The organism is Nonomuraea rhizosphaerae (assembly GCF_019396405.1).
In the GTDB taxonomy this organism is placed as follows: Bacteria; Actinomycetota; Actinomycetes; order Streptosporangiales; family Streptosporangiaceae; genus Nonomuraea; species Nonomuraea rhizosphaerae.
The window spans coordinates 1-18,794 of the sequence record NZ_JAHKRL010000375.1; the positions used below are offsets into that span (position 1 = coordinate 1).

Below are 18,794 nucleotides of genomic sequence, written 5' to 3' on the forward strand. Positions count from 1 at the left end.
GCGAGCGGCGCTCGGGGTCACGATGCGGGGGCCGCTCGACGACCTCACCGAGGTCGTCGCCACCGCCAAGGAGCTCGACGCGGTGATCGTGCTGCTGCCCCTGTCGTACGGCGAGGCGGGCCCGGCGGTCGTCCGCGCCGCGCTGCGGGCCAAGGAGCAGCTGCCCGGCGACACGCTGGTGGTCCCGGTGCCCCTGGCGCCGCGCGAGGAGCCCGAGATCGACCTGGAGCTGCGCGAGCACGTCGCCGCCGCCTACGGCGCCACCGAGCACCTGGCAGGCCCCGAGCCGGTGCGCATCCCGGGCCCGCCGCACCGGCGCGGCCTGGTGGTGTTCTTCACGGGGCTGTCCGGCTCGGGCAAGTCCACGATCGCCCGCGGCCTGCGCGACTCGCTGCTGGAGCTGGGCAGCCGCACGGTCACCTACCTCGACGGCGACGTGGTGCGCCACCTGCTGAGCAAGGGCCTGACGTTCTCCAAGGCCGACCGCGACCTGAACATCAGGCGCATCGGCTTCGTCGCCGCCGAGGCCGCCCGCCACGGCGGGCTGGCGATCTGCGCGCCCATCGCCCCTTACGCCGCCACCCGCGAGGAGGTGCGCGAGATGATCGAGTCGGTCGGCGCCGACTTCCTGCTCGTGCACGTCGCCACCCCGCTGGCGGAGTGCGAGCGCCGCGACCGCAAGGGCATGTACGCCAAGGCCCGCGCCGGCCTCATCCCCGAGTTCACCGGCATCTCCGACCCCTACGAGGAGCCGGACGACGCCGACCTGGCCATCGACACGACGGACATCTCCGTGGAGGCGGCCGTGACCCAGGTGCTGGGCATGCTGCGGGGCGGGGGCTGGGTGCGTTGATCGACCTCCCGCTGATCGCCGGGTCCTTCCTGGTGGCGATCGTCGTCGGGCTCACCGGCATGGGCGGCGGCGCGCTCATGACGCCGATGATGATGCTGTTCTTCAACGTCCCGCCGCTGGCCGCCGTCTCCAGCGACCTGGTCGCCTCCGCCGTGATGAAACCGGTCGGCGGCGCGGTCCACCTGCGTCGCGGCACGGTCAACCTGCGGCTGGTCGGCTGGCTGTGCGCGGGGTCGGTCCCGGCGGCGTTCTGCGGGGTGTTCGTGGCCCGCGCGTTCACCGTCGGCGACGCGGTCAAGTACGCGCTGGGCGTGGCGCTGCTGCTGGCCGTCGCGGGACTGGTCGTCAAGACGCTGCTGGCCGGGAAGGGCGGCTCGGCGAGCGCCCGCGACATCGTCGTACGCCCTATTCCGACCCTACTGGTCGGTACGGTAGGCGGCCTGGTGGTCGGAATCTCCTCGGTCGGGTCCGGCTCGCTGATCATCGTGGCGCTGCTGGCGCTGTACCCGGCGCTCAAGGCCAACCAGCTCGTCGGCACCGACCTGGTGCAGGCGGTGCCGCTGGTGGTCTCGGCGGCGCTGGGCCACCTGCTGTTCGGCGACTTCCGGCTCGACCTGACGCTGTCGCTGCTCATCGGCTCGATCCCGGGCGTCTACCTGGGCGCCCGGATCTCCTCCAGGGCGCCGGGCGGGCTCATCCGGGCGATTCTCGGGATCGTCCTGCTCGCCTCCGCGCTCAAGCTGCTCGACGTGGACGACACCGTGACGCTGTGGGCCCTGGCGGCCGCCGCGCTCGCCACGGCCGCGGGCTGGCGCCTGCGGGCGCGGGCCGCCGCGCGCACTGAGCAAGAACCGGCCTTGGCGGCCCGGGGGAAGATGCGGCCGGCCGGTCACGGACGGGGCACGCGGGTCGAGCGGAAGTAGGGGTCGCGCGCCAGCATGGTGAACGCCCGCCCGGCCCCCTGGTCGGAGTCGAAGCTCGTGTTGCCGCGCGGCGCGTGCGGCGAGTCGAAGTAGATCAGCGCCTTGATCTGCGGGTAACGCCTGATCTGGGTGCGCACCGACTCGAAGAACGAGCGCTTGGCCGCGCGGTCGTCGGCCCGCTCGAACACCCCCCACTCCGCGACCATGACCGGCTTGCCGGGGAAGCGCCACTGGATCCAGCGGTAGAACCCGGGCCACTCGTGGAACTCCGGCCGCGTCTTGTTCACCAGGCCGTCGAAGTCGCTCACCCGGGCGTCGGCGTACGGGTCGATCCCCACCCAGTCCACCACGTCGTCGCCAGGGTAGAGCTGCTCGAACCAGGGCTTGGCCGCCCAGTTGGGCGCGCCCATGTAGGTCATGACCGTGACCGCGTTCTTGACGCCCTCGTCGCGCAGCCTGAGCACGACGTGGCGGTACATGGCGGCGTAGTCGGTCGCCCGCATGCCCGAGCCGGGGGCGTCGTCCACGTCGTTCTCCGGCTCGTGGTGGATGGTCAGGAAGAACCGCTCGGGGAACGTGCGCCGGACGTAGCCGGCCAGCCGGTCGATCCTGCCGTCGATGGCACCGGCGGCGATCTCGGCCCACGTGTGGTCGAACGACGGCTTCCAGTTGATCAGCAGCAGCCGGGGCCTGGCCGGGTCACGAGCCAGCCTGACCTCCGCCTCCGTGGGGAACAGCTCCTTGCCCCGGTGGTAGACGTGCAGCACGTCGGCGGTGTCGCCCATGCGCGACTCGGCGGAGCGCAGCGACCCGTCGATGCCCTCGCCGGTGAAGACTTCGGGGGCGATCCCCCACCAGGCTCCGCAGGACGGGATGAGCCGGGCGGTGACGGCGCAGGCCGGCGAGCCCTCCGCGCTGGGCCGGGGAGCCGGCTGGGACTGCACGACCTTCGCCCCCTCGGCCTGCGAGCAGCCGGCCAGCGCGGCGGCGAGGAGCACCGCGATCGCTTTATGAAAAATGCCCCGTCTATGCAAGGACGTTCAACCCCTTCATCGCATGAACCCCCGCCCTATCAAACCTGAACCATGCCATGCCACTCCCGGGAACTTCAGCGTCTCACCAGGTCAGCCCCATAGAGCCGCCCCACCTTAAACCGTTTTTTCGGGTTATTAAGGGGCGAATTACTCCGTCCTTGAGAGGAAAAATCTTGCGTATTCATCCTGGGTGATAACCGCCCGGCCTATAGTGGGCGCACATCTCGACCCGTGACGCAGCGTCGCCGATTGGCGACACCATGCACACACTTCAGGGAGATCCACCCCCCATGACCCTGACGCCGGACTTTCCCGGCCGCCGTTCCGGCACCGACCTCGCGGAGCACCTGTCGCTCCTGCGCAGGCGCTGGCTGCTGTTCGTCGGCTGCCTGCTGGCCGGCGGCACGACGGGGCTGGCGCTGATGCGGCTGACGCCACCCGTCTACACCGCGACCACGCAGGTCCTGGTCGCGCCCGTGGGCGTCCAGGACCAGGGCAACCAGGTCACCAACCGGCAGCGTGAGCCGCTCAACCTCGACACCGAGGCGCAGATCGCGCAGTCGTCCGTGGTCGCCGCCAAGGCGGCCAAGGAGCTCGGCACCGCCACGCCCGAGCCCGTCGACGTCTCGGTGCCGCCCAACTCGGCCGTGCTGTGGATCTCCGTCACCGCCGCCGACCCGGCCGTGGCCGCCGCCCATTCGCGCGCGTACGCCGAGGCGTACCTGACCAACCGCACCGAGAGCGCCCAGGCGACCATGACCGCGCAGCAGAAGGCCACGCTGGTCAAGCTCAGGCAGGTCAACACCGCGCTCGACGGCGTGATCAAGCAGCTCGCCGGGCTGCGCCGCGGCACCATCGAGCACTCGATCGCCGTCCACCGGCAGAGCGTCCTCAACCGGCAGGCCTACAGCCTGACCCTCAAGTACGACGCGCTCAAGACCGTCGCCGTCACCCCCGGCTCGGTCATCAGCCAGGCCACGACGCCCACCCGGCCCAGCTCGCCCAGCCTGCCCCTCTACCTCGGCACCGGGCTCATGATCGGCCTGTTCCTCGGCGCCGCGGCCGCCTACGGCCGCGACCGGCTCGACACACGGCTGCGCACCGTCGCCGACGTGGAGCGGCTGACCGGCCTGCCCGTGCTCGCCGACCTGTCCGGCCCGCACGAGCGGGGCGTGCCGCACGACCTGGCCGCCGCCGTGGTCGCCGCGTGCCCGGGCAAGCGGCTGCTGGTCCGGGCCATCCCGCCCGAGCTGGGCGCGACGCCCGTGGCGGTGCCGCTGGCCCGCGTCGCGCCGCTGTCGCTGCTGACCGGCGCGGACGTGGGCGACCTGGCCAGGGCCGACGCGGCGCTGCTGCTGGTCGGGCTCGGCCGGGCCACCTCGGTGCAGGCCGCCGCCGTCGTACGCGGGCTCAGCAGGCACGACATACCGATCATCGGCGTGGTGACGACCACGGACCTCAACCCGGCCCCGATGCTGGCGCCCGAGCCGCGGCCGGGCACCCCGCTCGGCAAGCTGGTCGCCAGCGTCGAGCTGGAGGCGGGCCCGTCCCCGGAGACCACGCCGATGCCCATGATCCGCCCGCCGGGCAAATCCGCATGAAGGGCCCGGCCTGGCCGATCGGCGCGCTCCTGCTCGGTTATCCCGTGTGGTGGGCGCTCGGCTTCGGCGGGCTCTCGGTGATCGTCGTGGCGGTCCCCATGGCCCTCATCCTCTGGCGGCGCAGGCCGATCCGCGTGCCGCGCGGGTTCGGGCTGTGGATGCTGCTGCTGGCCGGGTACGCGCTGAGCGCGCTCATGCTGGGCGACATGCCGCCCGGCACCTACGGCGACTTCGGCCCGGGACGGCTGATCGGCTACTTCATGCGGTTCGCCCTCTACACGGCGCTGCTGATCATGGTCCTCTACCTGGGCAACCTGACCGAGCGGGAGCTGCCGCAGCTCAGGCTCGTGCGGATGCTCGGCGTGCTGTTCGTCACGACCGTGGCGGGCGGGCTGCTCGGCGTGTTCCTGCCCGGCCTGGAGTTCACCTCGCCGCTGGAGCTGGCGCTGCCCGGCTGGATCAGCGACAACGCCTTCGTCCAGAACCTCATCCACCCGACGGCCGCCCAGACGCAGCGGGTCCTCGGTTACGCCTCGCCGCGCCCCGAGGCGCCGTTCGAGTGGGCCAACGCGTGGGGCAGCAACGTGTCGGTGCTGCTGATCTGGTTCGTGGTCGGCTGGTGGGTGTACGGCGGGCGCGGGCGCAGGACGGCGGCCGTCGCGCTGGTGGCCGTCGCCGCCATCCCGATCGTCTACTCGCTCAACCGCGGCCTGTGGATCGGCCTCGGCCTGGCCGCCCTCTACGTGATGGTCAGGGTCGGCGGCCGGACCAGGCTGGCACTGTGCGCCGGGGCGGCGGCCGGGGCGCTGGTGTTCACGCTCAGCCCGCTGGCCGCGCTGGTCGGCCAGCGCCTGGACAACCCGCACTCCAACGACATCAGGGCCTTCACCGTGTCGGCGACCCTCGCGGCGGGCGCCCACTCCCCGATCATCGGCTACGGCAACACGCGCAACGCCATGGGCAACCACCGCACGATCACCACCGGCAAGACCGAGTGGTGCGCCGGCTGCGGCCATCCGCCGCTGGGCAGCGACGGGCAGCTCTGGCTGCTGATCATCACCCAGGGCTTCGCGGGCGCGGCCCTCTACGTGGCCTTCTTCCTGGGCGCGGTCCGCCGCCACTGGGCCGACCGCACCCCGATCGGGCTGGCCGGGGTGCTCGTGATGGCCCTCGTGCTGCTCTACATGTTCGTCTACGACGGCCTGGTCACGCCGCTCAGCCTCTATCTGATCTCCTTCGCCCTGCTGTGGCGGAACCGGGGTGAGACCTCGTGAACGACGCCCACCTGCGCCTGAGCTACCTCGGGGAGACCGTGCGCGCCCTCTACCCCGGCCCCGGCTCGCCGCGCCCCTACAGCGTGCTGCCGCACCGGCTGCTGCCGCGCCGCCTGGCCCCGCGCCGCTGGTGGCATCCCGGGCGCCGGATCACGGTGCCCGTGGCGGGCTCGATCGAGACGTACCTGAGCGAGGTCTTCGGAGCGCCGGTCGAGACCGTCCTCCACGTACGGCCGGCGCGGCGGGCCAACCGCAAGCCCGTCCTGGAGGCGTACACGGGCGGGACGCGCCTGGCGTACGTGAAGGTCGGCGACACCCCGCGCGCCCGCGGGCTGGTCGACGCCGAGGCCGCCGCGCTCAGGAGGCTCGGCGACCTGGCGCTCAAGACCGTCGTCGCGCCGTCGGTGCTGCACCACGGGCGGTGGGGCGGGTTCGCGGTGCTGGCCCTGTCGCCGCTGCCGGTCAGGCGCGGCCCGGTGCCCGCCGCGCTGCTGGCCGAGGCGGTCAAGGAGATCGCGGGCACCGGCGGCGCCGGAGGGCCGGCCTGGCACGGCGACCTGTCCCCGTGGAACATCTCCCCCTCCCGCGACGGGCGCCTGCTGGCCTGGGACTGGGAGCGTTACGAGGTCGGCGTGCCGTACGGGTTCGACGCCGTCCACCACTTCCTCCAGCGGGCGCTGCGGCGGATGGACCCGCGCACGGCCGCCCAGGCGTGCCTGGCGCAGGCCGTGCCGGTGCTGGCGCCGCTCGGCCTGTCGGCGGCGCAGGCCAGACGCACCGCGCTGCGTTACCTCATCGCCCTGGCCGACCGGCACGCCGCCGACGGCCACGAGCCGCTCGGCCCGCCGGACGCCTGGCTCAACCCTCTCGTCGACCACCAGGAGTCGCTGACGTGAACACCATGAAGCAGTCGGTGCTGTCGGTCTCCCGGACCACGGGCAGGCTCACCGCGGGCGCGCGGATGCTGCCGTCGTTCCTGATCGCCGGGGCGCAGCGGTGCGGCACCACGTCCCTCTACCGGGCGCTGTCCCAGCATCCGCTGCTGCTCAAGCCCGTGCTGCACAAGGGCGTCCACTACTTCGACGCCGACTACGGGCGGCCTTTGTCCTGGTATCAGGGGCACTTCCCGCTCCGGGTGGCCGCCGCGCTGCTCACCCGCCGCCACGGGACGCGCCCGCTGGCGTTCGAGTCCTCGCCCTACTACCTGTTCCACCCGCTGGCCGGTGAGCGCATCGCCGCCGTCCTGCCGGAGGTCAAGCTGATCGTGCTGGTGCGTGACCCGGTCGAGCGCGCCTGCTCGGCGCACGCCCACGAGCTGGCCAGAGGGTACGAGACCGAGTCCAACTTCGAGTACGCCGTCGAGCTGGAGGCGCGGCGGCTGGCCGGCGCCGACCAGATCCTGCGCGCCCGGCCCGACTCCGAGCACCACTCGCACCGCCACCACGCCTACCTGGCCCGCGGACGCTACGCCGAGCAGCTCGACCGGCTGGAGCCCCTCTTCGGCCGCGAACGCGTGCTGGTGCTGGACAGCCACCGCTTCTTCGCCGAGCCCGAACGCACCTACGACCGGGTCCTGGAGTTCCTCGGCATGCCGCACCTGGGCTACCCGGTGTTCGAGCGGCACAACGGGCGTCCGCTGCCCAAGCCGCTACCCGACGCGGTGCGGCAGAGGCTCAGCGACCACTTCGAGGTGTATGACACACAGCTCGTGCCCTGGCTGGGCGGTGAGCCGTCGTGGCGCCGCTGACCGGGGTGGCCAGGGGCGGCCTGGCCGGGATCACCGGGGCGGCGGTGGGGGCGCTGGCGCAGTTCCTCCTGGTGGTGGTCGTGACCAGGGCGTTTCCGGCCGCGCAGGCGGGGGCGTTCTTCACGGTGACGGCTCTGGCGCTGATGGTCGCCGGGGTGGCGAAGCTGGACGCGGGCAACGGGCTGATCTACTTCGTCGCGCGGGCACAGGTGTACGACTACCGCGGCATTTCCGGATATATCCGGGCAGCGCTGGTGCCCGGACTGGTGATCGCCTCGACGGCCGGAGCGGTGCTGTACCCGCGGCTCGGCGTGCTGTCCCTGGCGCTGCCGCTCGTCGTCGCCGCCGACGTGCTTCTCGCCGCCACCCGCGGCTTCGGGTCCATGCGGCCCACCGTGCTGCTGGACGGCCTCGGGCTGCCCGCCCTCCAGTTCCTCCTGGTGACCGCGGCGGCGGTGGCGGGGTCGCCGCAATGGCTGCCGCTCGCCTGGGCGCTGCCGTACGTGCCGGTGGCGCTGCTGGCCGCGCTCGACCTGCGGGGGCGGGTGCCGCGCTCACCGTACCTGCCGGGGACCGGCCGCGACCTGTGGCGCTACACCGCGCCGCGCTCGCTCGCCGGCGCCATCCAGGCGGTGTTCCAGCGGCTCGACATCGTGATCGTCGCGCTGCTCGGCGGGCCGGTCCAGGCGGCCGTCTACACCGCCGCCACGCGCTTCAAGGTCGTCGGCCAGCTCGCCAGCCAGGGGCTCGCGCAGGCCGTGCAGCCGCGCCTGGTCCGCGCGCTGGCCGACGGGGAGCTGGCGCGGGCGCGCGAGCTGTACCAGGCGACGACGATCTGGCTGGTGCTGCTCACCTGGCCCGTCTGGCTGGGGTACGCCGCCCTGGCGCCGTGGCTGCTGCACCTGTTCGGCTCCGGGTACGGCGCCGCGGTGCCGGTGGCGCTCGTGCTGGCGGGCACGATGATGGTGGCCACCGCGTGCGGCACCGTGGACGTCGTCCTGACCGCCGCCGGGCACACCACGGTCAGCCTGCTCAACCTGGTGGCGGCCATCACCTGCACGGTCGCGATCGACCTCACCCTGATCCCCGGCCACGGCGCCTTCGGCGCGGTGCTCGGCTGGTCGGGCGGCATGCTGGTGAAGAACCTGCTGCCGCTGTGGCAGCTGCACCACCGCTACGGGCTGCGCCCCTTCGGCCGCCACACCCTGCCGTCACTGCGCCCGCGTACGTGGGCGACGGCATGAGCGCGCCGGCGGGCCGGGACGACGACTTGGGCGAGCCGGCCGGACCCGGCGACGCCGTGGGCCGATCACCTGGGACAGGCGCTCCCGTGCTGGTGACGGGGCTGCCCAGGAGCGGCACGAGCTGGACGGGCAAGATGCTCGCGGCGGGCGGCGACCTCGTCTACGTCAACGAGCCGCTCAACCCGCGGCACCCGCCCGGCCGCTCCCCCGGCGTCCTGCGCGCCCACGTCACCCACCGCTTCCAGTACATCTGCGACGACAACACCGCCGACTGGCTGCCCGCCTTCCGCGACACGGTCGCGCTGCGCTACCGCTTCCTGGCCGAGCTGGCCGCCAACCGCTCGGCGTACTCGCTGGCCCGGATGGCCCGCTACGGCACGACGTTCACCCTCGGCCGCCTGCGAGGGCGGCGGGCGCTGCTGGACGACCCGTTCGCGGTGCTGTCGGCGGGCTGGTTCGCCGCGCGCCTCGGCTGCAAGGTGATCGCGCTGACGCGTGACCCGGTGGCGTTCGTGGCGAGCTGGCAGCGGCTCGGCTGGACCGTCTACTTCCACGAGCTGCTCGAACAGCCCCTCCTCGTCCGCGACCACCCCGAGCTGCTGCGGCTGCGCGCCCTGGTCGGCTCCCAGGACCGCATCGCCAAGGCCGCCGCGCTGTGGCGGGCCACACAGTCGATCCTCGAACGCACGACCGGCATCCTGCTGGTGTCGTACGAGGAGCTGGCCTGCGCGCCGGTGGCCGGTTTCCGCCGCCTGTACGAGTACGCGGGCCTGACCTGGTCACCGGCGGCCGAACGCCGCATCACCCGCGCCTGCACGGCCCCCGCCGCCTCCGACGGCGGTTTCGCCTGGTCAGGGCTGTCGCGGACGGCCTTTCGTCCCATGGACTCCCGCCGGGCGCTCGACGCCGCCGCCCGTGGCCTGACGGCCGCGGAGGTGTCGCGCGTACGGGTGCTCACGACCTGAGGTGCTCGGGCAGATCCACCGCGAGCCGCCGGCCGCGCAGCAGCACCCAGAGAAGCCGGACCTGCATGACCGCCGCGACCACGTACGCGTAGAGGAAGAGGGCGGCATTGCCCAGCAGCAGAGCGAGGAGGGACGAGGGCAGCAGCCCGAAGAACAGCACCGGGTTCACGAACCCCGGCCCATCGGTCACCGCGTGGATCACCTCGTATCCGATGGCCACCGCGCAGAACACCCCGTACCCGGCACTCACCCAGAAGGCCGAAGCGCCACGCCGGTATCGGCCGGTCAGCTCGGTGACGCTCTCGTCGGCGGCCCATCCCCGTCCCGCCGCGGCCCGGGGCCGCCCTTTGCCGAACCACCACAGGGGCAGCAGCAACACCGCCGCGCTGAGCGTCAGCGGGAGAACCGCCAGGGTGAGCGAGCCGTTCAGGGGCAGCAGGTTCATCACCAGACTGGCGGGATGGGCGAGCACGGCGAGGATCGCCTGGAAGAAGTCCACGAGCGGCCCTACGAGCGCGAAGACGGTCAGCAGCACCAGCAGGACGAGGTATCCGAGAGCCAGAAGGCCGACCAGCCGGGCGCGGGTGAGTGAGGTCACCGCGGCACCCTACCGGCGGACGATCAACCGCCAGAAGGCCCTATTCTCCCGCTTTCGCGGCGTGCCTGCGCCTGCGCCGCAGGCAGCCGGCCAGCATGCGGACCGCGAACGGCAGGTCGTCGACCAGGTAGCGCCTGGCCAGCCGGCCGGGCTCACCGGCCAGCCGGAACGCCCATTCGAGCCCCGCGCCGCGCATCCACCCGGGCGCCCTCGGCACCGTGCCGGCCGCGAACGCGATCGCCGCCCCGCAGCCCACGAACCACGTCCCGGGCAGGTCCTGGCCCAGCCGGGCGATCAGCTCGTCCTGCCGGGGGAACCCCAGCCCGGCGAACACCAGCTTCGGCGCCGCCGTCACCACCCTGCGCCGCACCCGCTCGCGTCCGCCGCCCTTCTCCTCGAACCGGTACGGCGGCGCGTCCACGCCGCAGACGTGCAGCATCGGGTAGCAGGCGCTCAGCTCGCGCGCGGCGGCGACGGCCACGCCCGGCGGCCCGCCCAGGAGGTAGACCGGCCACCCGTGGCGGGCGGCCGCCTTGCTCAGCGACCAGATCAGGTCCGCCCCGGTGACCCGCTCGGGCAGCGGGGTGCCGAGCAGGCGTGAGGCCCACACGAGCGGCATTCCGTCGGCCACGACCAGGTCGGCGGAGTTGACGAGGTGGCACAGCTCGGGGCTCTTGGCGGCGGCGCGGCAGATGTCGATGTTCGGGGTGACGATCCGGCCGCCGCGCCCGGCGTTCAGCTCGACGGTCACGTGCTCGACCACCTGGCGCTCGGTGAGCGGGTCGACGCACACGTCCCCGAGCGCGACCCGCGCCGGCCGTGCCCGCTCTCTGACTGTCCTCGCTGCCTGCACCGTCGCCCCCTGTCTCGCCTGCGGCATCTCCTGCGGCCGCACCGTCGCCCCCTGCGCCGCCTCTTGTGGCCGCGCTGTCGCCCCCTGCGGCCGTGCTGTCGCCCCCTGTGCCGTTTGCGACGCCTCCTGCGGCCGCGTCGTTGCTCCTTCCACCGCCCGCAGCGTCACTTGCGGCCGCACCGTTGCCCTCTGGCCCGCCTGCGGTGTCTCTCGCGATGGGGTCAAATGCCGTGCCCCCGGCCGTGCAGGAGGGCGAGCACGGCGGGCGCGGAGATGAGCCCGGCCGCGACGGCGAGCGCGATCGGGGCCCGCGGCTCGGCCACGCGGGCGCCGAACGTCCGCATCGCCCACCGGCCGGCCTGCCTGCGCCGGCCGAGCGCCGCGTGGTGGAAGGCGAGTTGACCGTAGATCCGCGCCGCGCCACGCGGATCCACGGCCAGTTCGGGGTGCCGGGCGAGCATCCATTCCAGCCCGGCGATGCGCTCGGCCCAGCGGCCGACATAGTAGGAATTGCCCCAGCGGATACGTACAAGCGGCCGATCCACGTTCACGATCGGCCGCCGCTTGGCGGCCCGCAGCGCCAGGTCCCAGTCCTCGTTCTGGCCGGCCGGGGCGCTCTCGTCCGCCCACAGCTCCCCGCGCCTGAACAGGAACGTCGAGGAGTGCACCATCACCATCCGCGACCGCGTCAGGTCGGCCGCCGTGACCGTCTCGGTGCCCGCCAGCCTCGGCGTGCGCCTCCTGCCGTACTCGACCTCGATGCCGCAACTGGCGAACTCCGCGCCGCCCCGCAGGGCGTACTCCTGCGCGTCGAGCTTGCCCGGCAGCCACAGGTCGTCGTCGTCGCAGAAGGCGACCAGGTCGGTGTCGCACGCGGCGATCCCGGTGTTGCGCGCGCCCGGCAGGCCGGGGGTGAGTGAGTTGGGCAGCACGCGTACGTGGTGCCGCGCGCCCGTGACACAGCTCGGCGCCACCGCACCGGCGACCTGGTCGGCGACCACGGCGGGATCACCCTCGTCGGCCACGACGACCAGCGAGAGCGGGCCGGGATAGTCCTGGGTGAGGATGGCGCGGACGGCGGCGCGCAACTGTTCCGGGCGGTTTCCCCTGGTGGGGATGACCACGCCGACGGACGGCCTCATGCCACCCCCGCCTCGGGCGGGTTCGCGGCCTCACGCGGGCGCACCGGCCAGGCCCGCCACGCCTGTCCCGTCCGCTTCCGCAAGGGGCAGGCGGCGCAGCGGCGCGCACAGCCCTTGGCCTTGAGCCGCGTGGCGGCTGCTCTGCTGTCCTCGGGCACGCTCACACCGCCACCTCTCCGAAGCCGTAGCCGTAACGGGGTCGCAGCGGCCAGGTCAGCGCGCCGACCAGCCATCGATGCCGGCGGGGCAGACCGGACCGCCAGGAGTCGTCGCGCCGCAGCCTGACGCGGCCGACGGTGAAGCGCATGGGGTTGCCGGACGCGGTGTGGGCGGTGGTCAGGTGGGCGGTCGTACCGCTGAGGAACGGGAAGGTCACGCGCTCCTCCGGCTCGCCGTGCTCGGCCTGCGTGGCCTGCGCCGCCCGCTCGGTCAGTACGGCGCACGCGGCCGGGGCCACCCGGGGAGCCGGGCACTCGACCGTGCCGAACCTGCGGGGGATCAGCCCCAGCTCCTCGCCCAGCCTCGCCAGCGTGGGCTCCGGATCGGCCATCAGGTCCTCGTAGCGCACCCTGGTCACCGGCACGTCCCGCGTGGCCAGGAACTCCAGCGCGGAGTTCTGGGCCATCCAGTGGACAGCCGTGCGGGCCGCCCCCCAGCGGGTCATCGGGCTACCGTCCTCGGGACGCACGACGTTTCTGCGCCAGGAGTGGGCGACGGCCCTCGGATCCCTGACCACGTGCACCACGTCCACGTCCACCCCGGCCGCGGCCAGGCAGAACGCCAGCGACGCGTGCTTGCCGGAGTCGACCACCACCCGCACCCCGGCCGCCGCGGCGGCGGCGTCGTAGAGGCGGCGGTAGTAGCGGGCGTACTCGTCAAGGTCGGGGTGGCAGATGTGGGTGATCCTGCGGGTGCGGTCGACGCGGTGCCGCAGCGTCAGGACGCGCTCGGCCAGCGGCCGCGTCCATCCGCCGAACGCGCTGTCGCCGACCTCGCGCCAGAACGGGCACTGCGGGAACGGCTCGCCACAGCCGCACGGCTCGCCTGCCAGGACACCTCTGGCCCAGAGGTGGACGACCTCGCCGAGGGGAGCCACGCCGGGAAGCTCGCCGAGCAGCCTCTCCAGCAGTGTGGTGCCGCTACGGCCGAGGCCGGCCAGGTAGATGACCCGGGTGGCCGTCGAAGGGTGAGTCACGGGGGGTGGCTTTCACGTCGTGGATACGGAACGTGGAGACTCTAGCGCGGAGAGTAATCACCACGTCCGCGAAATGGGAAAGGATCTACCTACGGCCGGTTGACCTTCCCTCCAGGATGAGCAGCCAAGGCCCGCGCACAACGCCAAAAGGCCCGCCGCCCCTCGAACGGGACAGCGGGCCTCTACGACAGGCAGGTCTAGCGGGCGTCGACGATCATGCCGGCGCCGACCGTGCCGTTGGTGGCCTCGTCGACCAGGATGAAGCCCCCGGTCAGCCGGTTGCGCGCGTAGTCGTCCACGAACAGCGGCTGCGTGACCCGCAGCGACACCCGCCCGATCTCGTTCAGCGACAGCGCGGCGGCCGACTCGTCGCGGTGCAGGGTGTTGACGTCGAGCCGGTAGTGCAGGTCTCGCACCAGCGCCCGCGCCGTACGCGTCGTGTGCTTGATCACCAGCTTGGAACGGGGCGCCAGCTTCACCCCGTCGGCCATCCAGCAGACCATGGCCTCGATCTCCTGGGACACCTCCGGCTGGTTGTTGGGCCGGGCGATCATGTCGCCGCGCGAGATGTCGATGTCGTCCTCGAAGCGGAGCGTCACCGACATGGGCGGGAACGCCTCCTCCACCGGCCCGTCGAAGGTGTCGATGGAGGCGATGCGGGTGACCAGGCCCGAGGGCAGGTGGACGACCTCGTCGCCGGGCTTGAGCACACCGCCGGCCACCTGCCCGGCGTAGCCGCGGTAGTCGTGGAAGGCGTGGTCGGTGGCCTTCTGCGGGCGGATGACGTACTGGACCGGGAAGCGCACGTCGACCAGGTTGCGGTCGGAGGCGATGTGCACGTTCTCCAGGTGGTGCAGCAGCGACGAGCCGTTGTACCAGGGCATGTTCTCCGAGCGGGAGACGACGTTGTCGCCGTTGAGTGCGGAGATCGGGATGAACGTCAGGTCGGCGACGTTCAGCTTGGAGGCGAACGAGGTGAACTCCTCGCGGATCTCCTCGAAGCGCTCGGCCGAGTAGTCGACGAGGTCCATCTTGTTGACGGCCAGCACCAGGTGCGGCACCCGCAGCAGCGAGGTCAGGAAGGCGTGCCGCCGCGACTGCTCCAGGACGCCCTTGCGGGCGTCGATGAGGATGATCGCGAGGTCGGCGGTGGAGGCGCCGGTGACCATGTTGCGGGTGTACTGGATGTGGCCGGGGGTGTCGGCGATGATGAACTTGCGGCGCGGGGTCGCGAAGTAGCGGTAGGCCACATCGATCGTGATCCCCTGCTCCCGCTCGGCGCGCAGGCCGTCGGTCAGCAGCGACAGGTCGGTGTACTCGGTGCCGCGGTCGCGCGAGGTGCGCTCGACGGCCTCCAGCTGGTCCTCGAAGATGGCCTTGGAGTCGAAGAGCAACCGCCCGATGAGCGTGGACTTGCCGTCGTCGACGCTCCCCGCCGTGGCGAAGCGAAGAATGTCCATCAGAAGTAGCCCTCTCGCTTGCGGTCCTCCATGGCGGCCTCCGAGGCGCGGTCGTCGGCCCTGGTGGCCCCGCGCTCGGTGATCCGGGTGGCCGCGATCTCCTCGATGATCTCCTCGACCGTGGCGGCCGCGGACTGCACGGCTCCGGTGCAGGTCATGTCTCCCACCGTGCGGTAGCGCACCACCGCCTCGAACAGCGACTCGTCCTCGCCCCGCTTCACGACCTCGGAGTCGGGCAGCAGCATGCCGTCGCGCTCGAAGACCTTGCGGGTGTGGGCGAAGTAGATGGCCGGGATCTCGATGCCCTCGCGCCGGATGTAGTCCCACACGTCGAGCTCGGTCCAGTTGGACAGCGGGAAGACCCGGATGTGCTCGCCCTTGCGGATCCGGGCGTTGTAGAGGTTCCACAGCTCGGGGCGCTGGTTCTTCGGGTCCCACTGGCCGAAGTCGTCGCGGAAGGAGAAGACCCGCTCCTTGGCCCGCGCCTTCTCCTCGTCGCGCCGCGCGCCGCCGAAGACCGCGTCGAACTCCTGCTCCTCGATGGCGTCGAGCAGGGTGGTGGTCTGCAGGCGGTTGCGCGAGGCGCGCCGGCCGGTCTCCTCGACCACGCGCCCGGCGTCGATCGACTCCTGCACGCTGGCGACGATCAGCCGCGCGCTCAGCTCCGCCGAACGCCGGTCGCGGAACTCGATGACCTCGTCGAAGTTGTGGCCGGTGTCGACGTGCATGAGCGGGAACGGGATCGGCGCGGGCCAGAACGCCTTCTCCGCGATGCGCAGCATGACGATGGAGTCCTTGCCGCCGGAGAAGAGCAGACACGGACGCTCGAACTCCGCCGCCACCTCGCGCATGATGTGGATGGCCTCGGCCTCGAGTACGTCTAGCTGCGACGTCGTGTAGTCGCGCTGGAGCATGGAAAATTCCTCCGGCGGGTCAGCGGTGCAGGTCCCGAATCCCGGCGAGCAGGGGAGACGCCAAGTCCGGTAGGGAAACCAGGATATCCGGTAGGGAGGGGTCGGCCTGGTTGTAGGTCAGCGGTGCGCCGTCGATGCGGCTGGCGTGGGCCCCGGCCGCCTGGGCGACGGCCACCGGGGCCGCCGAGTCCCATTCGTACTGGCCTCCCGCGTGCACGTACGCCTCGACCTCACCGGTGAGCACGGCGGAGATCTTCGCGCCCGCCGACCCGATCGGCACGAGGTCGGCCCCGACGAGGTAGGCGAGTTTCTGCACGAACTCGGGCGGCCTGGTGCGGCTCACCGCGATGCGGAAGCGCCCCTCCTCGTACGCGGGCAGCACGGGCGGGGCGGCGGTGCTCAGCGTACGCCCCTGCGCGGGCAGCGCCACGGCCCCGGCGCTCAGCGCCCCCCGCTCCCAGAGGGCGACGTGGACGGCCCAGTCGGAGCGCCCCTCCTCGGCGAACTCACGGGTCCCGTCGAGCGGGTCGACGATCCACACCCGGGAGGCGCTCTGGCGGCGCGGGTCGAGCCGTTCCTCGCGGGTGGCCTCCTCCGACAGCACGCTGTCGCTCGGCCGCAGCCGGGCCAGCGCCTCCATCAGGAAGACGTGCGAGGCGCGGTCGCCCTCGGCCCGCAGCGCGGACGAGTCGGCGAACCCCGTGCGTTTCCGGATCTCCAGCAACCGCTCCCCTGCCTGGTCCGCCAGATCGGCGGCGAGAGCGTGGTCGTCCCGGATCGTCATCAATAAGCTCCTTGCCCACGAGCGACGGCCGACCAAGTCTTCCAGAGAATCTGAAGGTCCAGCATCAGGGACCAGTTCTCCACGTAACGCAGGTCGAGACGGACGGATTCCTCCCAGGACAGGTCGGACCTTCCGCTCACTTGCCACAGCCCGGTCAGCCCCGGCCGGACCAGCAGTCTTCTGCGCACGTCGTCACCGTAGCGGGCGACCTCCTCCGGCAGCGGCGGTCGCGGCCCGACCAGCGACATGTGGCCGAGCACCACGTTGACGAGCTGCGGCAGCTCGTCGAGGGAGTGGCGGCGCATCAGGGTGCCGAGGGGCGTCACGCGCGGGTCGTTGCGGATCTTGAACAGGACGCCGTCGCCGTCGCTGACGAGGGTGATCTTCTGGTTCTCGGAGCCGCGCCGCATCGTGCGGAGTTTCACGATCGTGAAGAGCTTGCCGTCCTTGCCGACCCGGGTCTGCCGGAAGAACGCGGGCCCGGGACTGGTCGCCCGTACGGCCAGCGCAAGCCCGCCCAGCACCGGCGCCAGCCCCACCAGCAGCACGGCCGCCACCACACGGTCGAAGGCGTTCTTGATCAGTTGCCTGACCCCCGCCAGCTCGGGGTGCTCCACGTGCAGCAGCGGCAGCCCGGCGGCCGGGCGGATCATGGTGCGCGGCCCGGCCACGTCCATCAGCGCGGGCGCCACCACGAGGTCGGTCCGGGTGCGCTCCAGCCGCCAGGCGAGGCGGCGCAGCGCCTCGCCGTCCATCTCGGGGCAGGCCAGCACGGCCACGGTGTCGGCGCCCGCCTGGTCCACCGCGATCGACACGTCGCTGAACCCTCCGGCCACCGGCACCTCGCCGACCTCGCCGGAGGCGGCGTCGGAGACGCCGTCGGGCAGGCAGGCGGCCACGATCTGCATGCCGTGGTGCGGCTCGCGGCGGAACTGCCCGACCAGTTCGGCGATGGCGCGGGCGTGCCCGACGGCCACCACCTTGCGCATGCACGCGCCGGCCGCCCTGCGCTTGTGCAGCGAGCGGCGCAGGCCGTACCTGCAGAAGAGGGTGAACAGCGTGACCAGCGGCAGCGCGAGCACCACGTAGCCGCGGGCGACGTCGGTCTTGGTCACGTACGAGCCGATGGCCGTGGCGGCGGTCAGCGCCACGCCGCACTGCACGACCCTGCGGAACTCCTCCGAGCCGAGGCCGATCATGCGCGGCTCGTAGGCCCGGTTGAAGGCGACCGTGCAGACCCACAGCAGCGGCAGCGCCACGCTGACCGCGAGGTAGGGGGCGGCGTAGACGCTCAGGCCGCCGAACCTGACGGCGTAGGCGACGCCGGAGGCCGCGCCGGCACACAGGAAGTCACCGGCCATCGCGCGGATCCGGTACGCCCTGATCCAGGTGGGCAGCCGCGGACCGACGCGCCGGGAGACGGCGTGGCCGGACCTGACGACGGTCATCAGCCCATCGCCGTCGCGCACATGTCCTCCACGTGACCGTTGACGAACAGAGAGTCACCAGATGCTAGCGGCGTGAGGAGGCCGGGAAACGGCGAACGTCTCTATGTGATGATCAGCGAGGAGGGCCGGAAATGTTCAGGTCAGCGCGGTGGAACTCGTTCTGGGTGGCTTCGAGCCCGCGCTCCATCAGCGACTCGACCACGTCGGCTCCCCGGTCCACCAGGAAGGGCAGGTCCTTGCGCTCGGCCGTGGCGAAGTCGCGCAGCACGAAGGAGGCCGGGTCCATGCGGCCGGGCGGGCGCCCGATGCCGAAGCGGACGCGCAGGTAGTCGCGGGTGCCGAGCACCTTGGTGATCGACTTGAGCCCGTTGTGGCCGTTGTCGCCGCCGCCGAACTTGGCGCGCAGCGCGCCGTACGGGACGTCGAGCTCGTCGTGGACCACGACGAGCCGCTCGGGGCCGAGCTTGTAGAAGTCGGACAGCGCCTTGAGCGGCCCGCCCGACAGGTTCATGTACGTGAGGGGCTTGGCCAGCACGGCGGCCCGCGTCTCCAGCACCTCGGCGCGGCTCTTGTGCGCCTTGAACCGCCCGCCGGCCCGGGAGGCCAGCTCGTCGAGCACCATGAAGCCGGCGTTGTGCCTGTTGGCGGCGTATTCGGTGCCCGGGTTGCCGAGCCCGACGATCAACCAGCGGTCCATGTTTCTCCCCACGCGCTCCCGTTCTCCCCGAACCCGCCGAGGCCCGCGAACGGGGCCTCGGC

General features: G+C 72.4%; 19 protein-coding genes. 8 read left to right on the forward strand and 11 right to left on the reverse strand.

Going from position 1 to position 18,794, the window contains the following annotated elements; all coding sequences use genetic code 11:
* Both cysC and KME77_RS19080 read left to right on the forward strand, forming a co-directional pair.
* The coding region (gene cysC, locus KME77_RS29395; protein ID WP_246610162.1) for an adenylyl-sulfate kinase at window positions 1–853 on the forward strand (853 nt) is incomplete at its 5' end.
* Window positions 850–1,776 (forward strand): sulfite exporter TauE/SafE family protein, encoded by a 927-nt coding sequence (locus tag KME77_RS19080; protein WP_219469483.1) that lies wholly within the window; start codon window positions 850–852, stop codon window positions 1,774–1,776. The genes cysC and KME77_RS19080, both read left to right, overlap by 4 nt.
* On the opposite strand, the gene KME77_RS19085 is transcribed toward KME77_RS19080, so the two are convergent.
* Window positions 1,743–2,774: a glycoside hydrolase family 26 protein gene (locus tag KME77_RS19085; RefSeq protein WP_308250771.1), complete on the reverse strand. Its 1,032-nt coding sequence runs from the start codon at window positions 2,772–2,774 to the stop codon at window positions 1,743–1,745. The two genes, KME77_RS19080 and KME77_RS19085, sit on opposite strands and share 34 nt — an antisense overlap.
* A 326-nt stretch (window positions 2,775–3,100) precedes the next feature.
* Here KME77_RS19085 and KME77_RS19090 point away from each other — a divergent pair, with 326 nt between their 5' ends.
* From KME77_RS19090 to KME77_RS19115, 6 genes are read left to right on the forward strand one after another with little or no spacing between them, the layout of a single operon-like run.
* Window positions 3,101–4,411 carry a YveK family protein gene (locus KME77_RS19090; protein ID WP_219469488.1) on the forward strand — a complete coding sequence of 437 codons (1,311 nt, stop codon included), beginning with the start codon at window positions 3,101–3,103 and terminating at the stop codon, window positions 4,409–4,411.
* Window positions 4,408–5,685, forward strand: coding sequence for a hypothetical protein (locus KME77_RS19095; protein WP_219469491.1), 1,278 nt, complete (start codon window positions 4,408–4,410; stop codon window positions 5,683–5,685). Before KME77_RS19090 ends, KME77_RS19095 begins: the two co-directional genes overlap by 4 nt.
* The gene (locus KME77_RS19100; RefSeq protein ID WP_219469492.1) at window positions 5,682–6,581 is read left to right on the forward strand and encodes a hypothetical protein; all 900 of its coding nucleotides are present in this window, start codon (window positions 5,682–5,684) and stop codon (window positions 6,579–6,581) included. The genes KME77_RS19095 and KME77_RS19100 overlap by 4 nt, the downstream gene beginning before the upstream one ends.
* 5 nt (window positions 6,582–6,586) lie before the next feature.
* Window positions 6,587–7,432 carry a sulfotransferase family protein gene (locus tag KME77_RS19105; RefSeq protein WP_219469520.1) on the forward strand — a complete coding sequence of 282 codons (846 nt, stop codon included), beginning with the start codon at window positions 6,587–6,589 and terminating at the stop codon, window positions 7,430–7,432.
* Window positions 7,420–8,676, forward strand: a complete 1,257-nt coding sequence (locus KME77_RS19110) for a lipopolysaccharide biosynthesis protein (protein WP_219469495.1) — start codon at window positions 7,420–7,422, stop codon at window positions 8,674–8,676. Before KME77_RS19105 ends, KME77_RS19110 begins: the two co-directional genes overlap by 13 nt.
* Entirely contained in the window at window positions 8,673–9,641 is a 969-nt protein-coding gene (locus KME77_RS19115) for a sulfotransferase (RefSeq protein WP_219469498.1), read from the forward strand. Before KME77_RS19110 ends, KME77_RS19115 begins: the two co-directional genes overlap by 4 nt.
* Here the strand turns inward: KME77_RS19115 and KME77_RS19120 are convergent.
* The 10 genes from KME77_RS19120 to pth all read right to left on the reverse strand — a co-directional run bounded on the left by KME77_RS19120 (window position 9,631) and on the right by pth (window position 18,732).
* Entirely contained in the window at window positions 9,631–10,239 is a 609-nt protein-coding gene (locus KME77_RS19120; protein WP_219469500.1) for a hypothetical protein, read from the reverse strand. The two genes, KME77_RS19115 and KME77_RS19120, sit on opposite strands and share 11 nt — an antisense overlap.
* A 40-nt stretch (window positions 10,240–10,279) precedes the next feature.
* Window positions 10,280–11,032 (reverse strand): WecB/TagA/CpsF family glycosyltransferase, encoded by a 753-nt coding sequence (locus KME77_RS19125; RefSeq protein WP_308250772.1) that lies wholly within the window; start codon window positions 11,030–11,032, stop codon window positions 10,280–10,282.
* Between the two features lie 281 nt (window positions 11,033–11,313).
* Entirely contained in the window at window positions 11,314–12,234 is a 921-nt protein-coding gene (locus KME77_RS19130) for a glycosyltransferase family 2 protein (protein WP_219469503.1), read from the reverse strand.
* Window positions 12,231–12,398 carry a hypothetical protein gene (locus KME77_RS19135; protein ID WP_219469506.1) on the reverse strand — a complete coding sequence of 56 codons (168 nt, stop codon included), beginning with the start codon at window positions 12,396–12,398 and terminating at the stop codon, window positions 12,231–12,233. The genes KME77_RS19130 and KME77_RS19135 overlap by 4 nt, the downstream gene beginning before the upstream one ends.
* Window positions 12,395–13,429 (reverse strand): sulfotransferase, encoded by a 1,035-nt coding sequence (locus KME77_RS29400; RefSeq protein WP_308250773.1) that lies wholly within the window; start codon window positions 13,427–13,429, stop codon window positions 12,395–12,397. The genes KME77_RS19135 and KME77_RS29400 overlap by 4 nt, the downstream gene beginning before the upstream one ends.
* A 197-nt stretch (window positions 13,430–13,626) precedes the next feature.
* The gene (gene cysN, locus KME77_RS19145; protein ID WP_219469509.1) at window positions 13,627–14,889 is read right to left on the reverse strand and encodes a sulfate adenylyltransferase subunit CysN; all 1,263 of its coding nucleotides are present in this window, start codon (window positions 14,887–14,889) and stop codon (window positions 13,627–13,629) included.
* Window positions 14,889–15,803, reverse strand: a complete 915-nt coding sequence (cysD, locus tag KME77_RS19150; protein WP_219469511.1) for a sulfate adenylyltransferase subunit CysD — start codon at window positions 15,801–15,803, stop codon at window positions 14,889–14,891. Before cysD ends, cysN begins: the two co-directional genes overlap by 1 nt.
* A gap of 19 nt (window positions 15,804–15,822) precedes the next feature.
* Window positions 15,823–16,587 carry a 3'(2'),5'-bisphosphate nucleotidase CysQ gene (locus KME77_RS19155; RefSeq protein WP_219469514.1) on the reverse strand — a complete coding sequence of 255 codons (765 nt, stop codon included), beginning with the start codon at window positions 16,585–16,587 and terminating at the stop codon, window positions 15,823–15,825.
* A complete protein-coding gene (locus KME77_RS19160) occupies window positions 16,587–18,035 on the reverse strand; it encodes a sugar transferase (protein ID WP_219469525.1) in 1,449 nt (482 codons plus the stop codon). Before KME77_RS19160 ends, KME77_RS19155 begins: the two co-directional genes overlap by 1 nt.
* 112 nt (window positions 18,036–18,147) lie before the next feature.
* Window positions 18,148–18,732, reverse strand: coding sequence for an aminoacyl-tRNA hydrolase (gene pth / locus KME77_RS19165; protein ID WP_219469517.1), 585 nt, complete (start codon window positions 18,730–18,732; stop codon window positions 18,148–18,150).
* Window positions 18,733–18,794: the final 62 nt, after the last annotated feature.

Bases quoted from the DNA above. Each gene is read 5' to 3' on its own strand.
- KME77_RS19090 (WP_219469488.1), top strand. From the start codon at position 3,101: ATGACCCTGACGCCGGACTTTCCCGGCCGCCGTTCCGGCACCGACCTC.
- KME77_RS19095 (WP_219469491.1), top strand. From the start codon at position 4,408: ATGAAGGGCCCGGCCTGGCCGATCGGCGCGCTCCTGCTCGGTTATCCC.
- KME77_RS19105 (WP_219469520.1), top strand. From the start codon at position 6,587: ATGAAGCAGTCGGTGCTGTCGGTCTCCCGGACCACGGGCAGGCTCACC.
- KME77_RS19115 (WP_219469498.1), top strand. From the start codon at position 8,673: ATGAGCGCGCCGGCGGGCCGGGACGACGACTTGGGCGAGCCGGCCGGA.
- KME77_RS19130 (WP_219469503.1), bottom strand. From the start codon at position 12,234: ATGAGGCCGTCCGTCGGCGTGGTCATCCCCACCAGGGGAAACCGCCCG.
- cysN (WP_219469509.1), bottom strand. From the start codon at position 14,889: ATGGACATTCTTCGCTTCGCCACGGCGGGGAGCGTCGACGACGGCAAG.
- cysD (WP_219469511.1), bottom strand. From the start codon at position 15,803: ATGCTCCAGCGCGACTACACGACGTCGCAGCTAGACGTACTCGAGGCC.
- KME77_RS19155 (WP_219469514.1), bottom strand. From the start codon at position 16,587: ATGACGATCCGGGACGACCACGCTCTCGCCGCCGATCTGGCGGACCAG.
- KME77_RS19160 (WP_219469525.1), bottom strand. From the start codon at position 18,035: ATGACCGTCGTCAGGTCCGGCCACGCCGTCTCCCGGCGCGTCGGTCCG.
- pth (WP_219469517.1), bottom strand. From the start codon at position 18,732: ATGGACCGCTGGTTGATCGTCGGGCTCGGCAACCCGGGCACCGAATAC.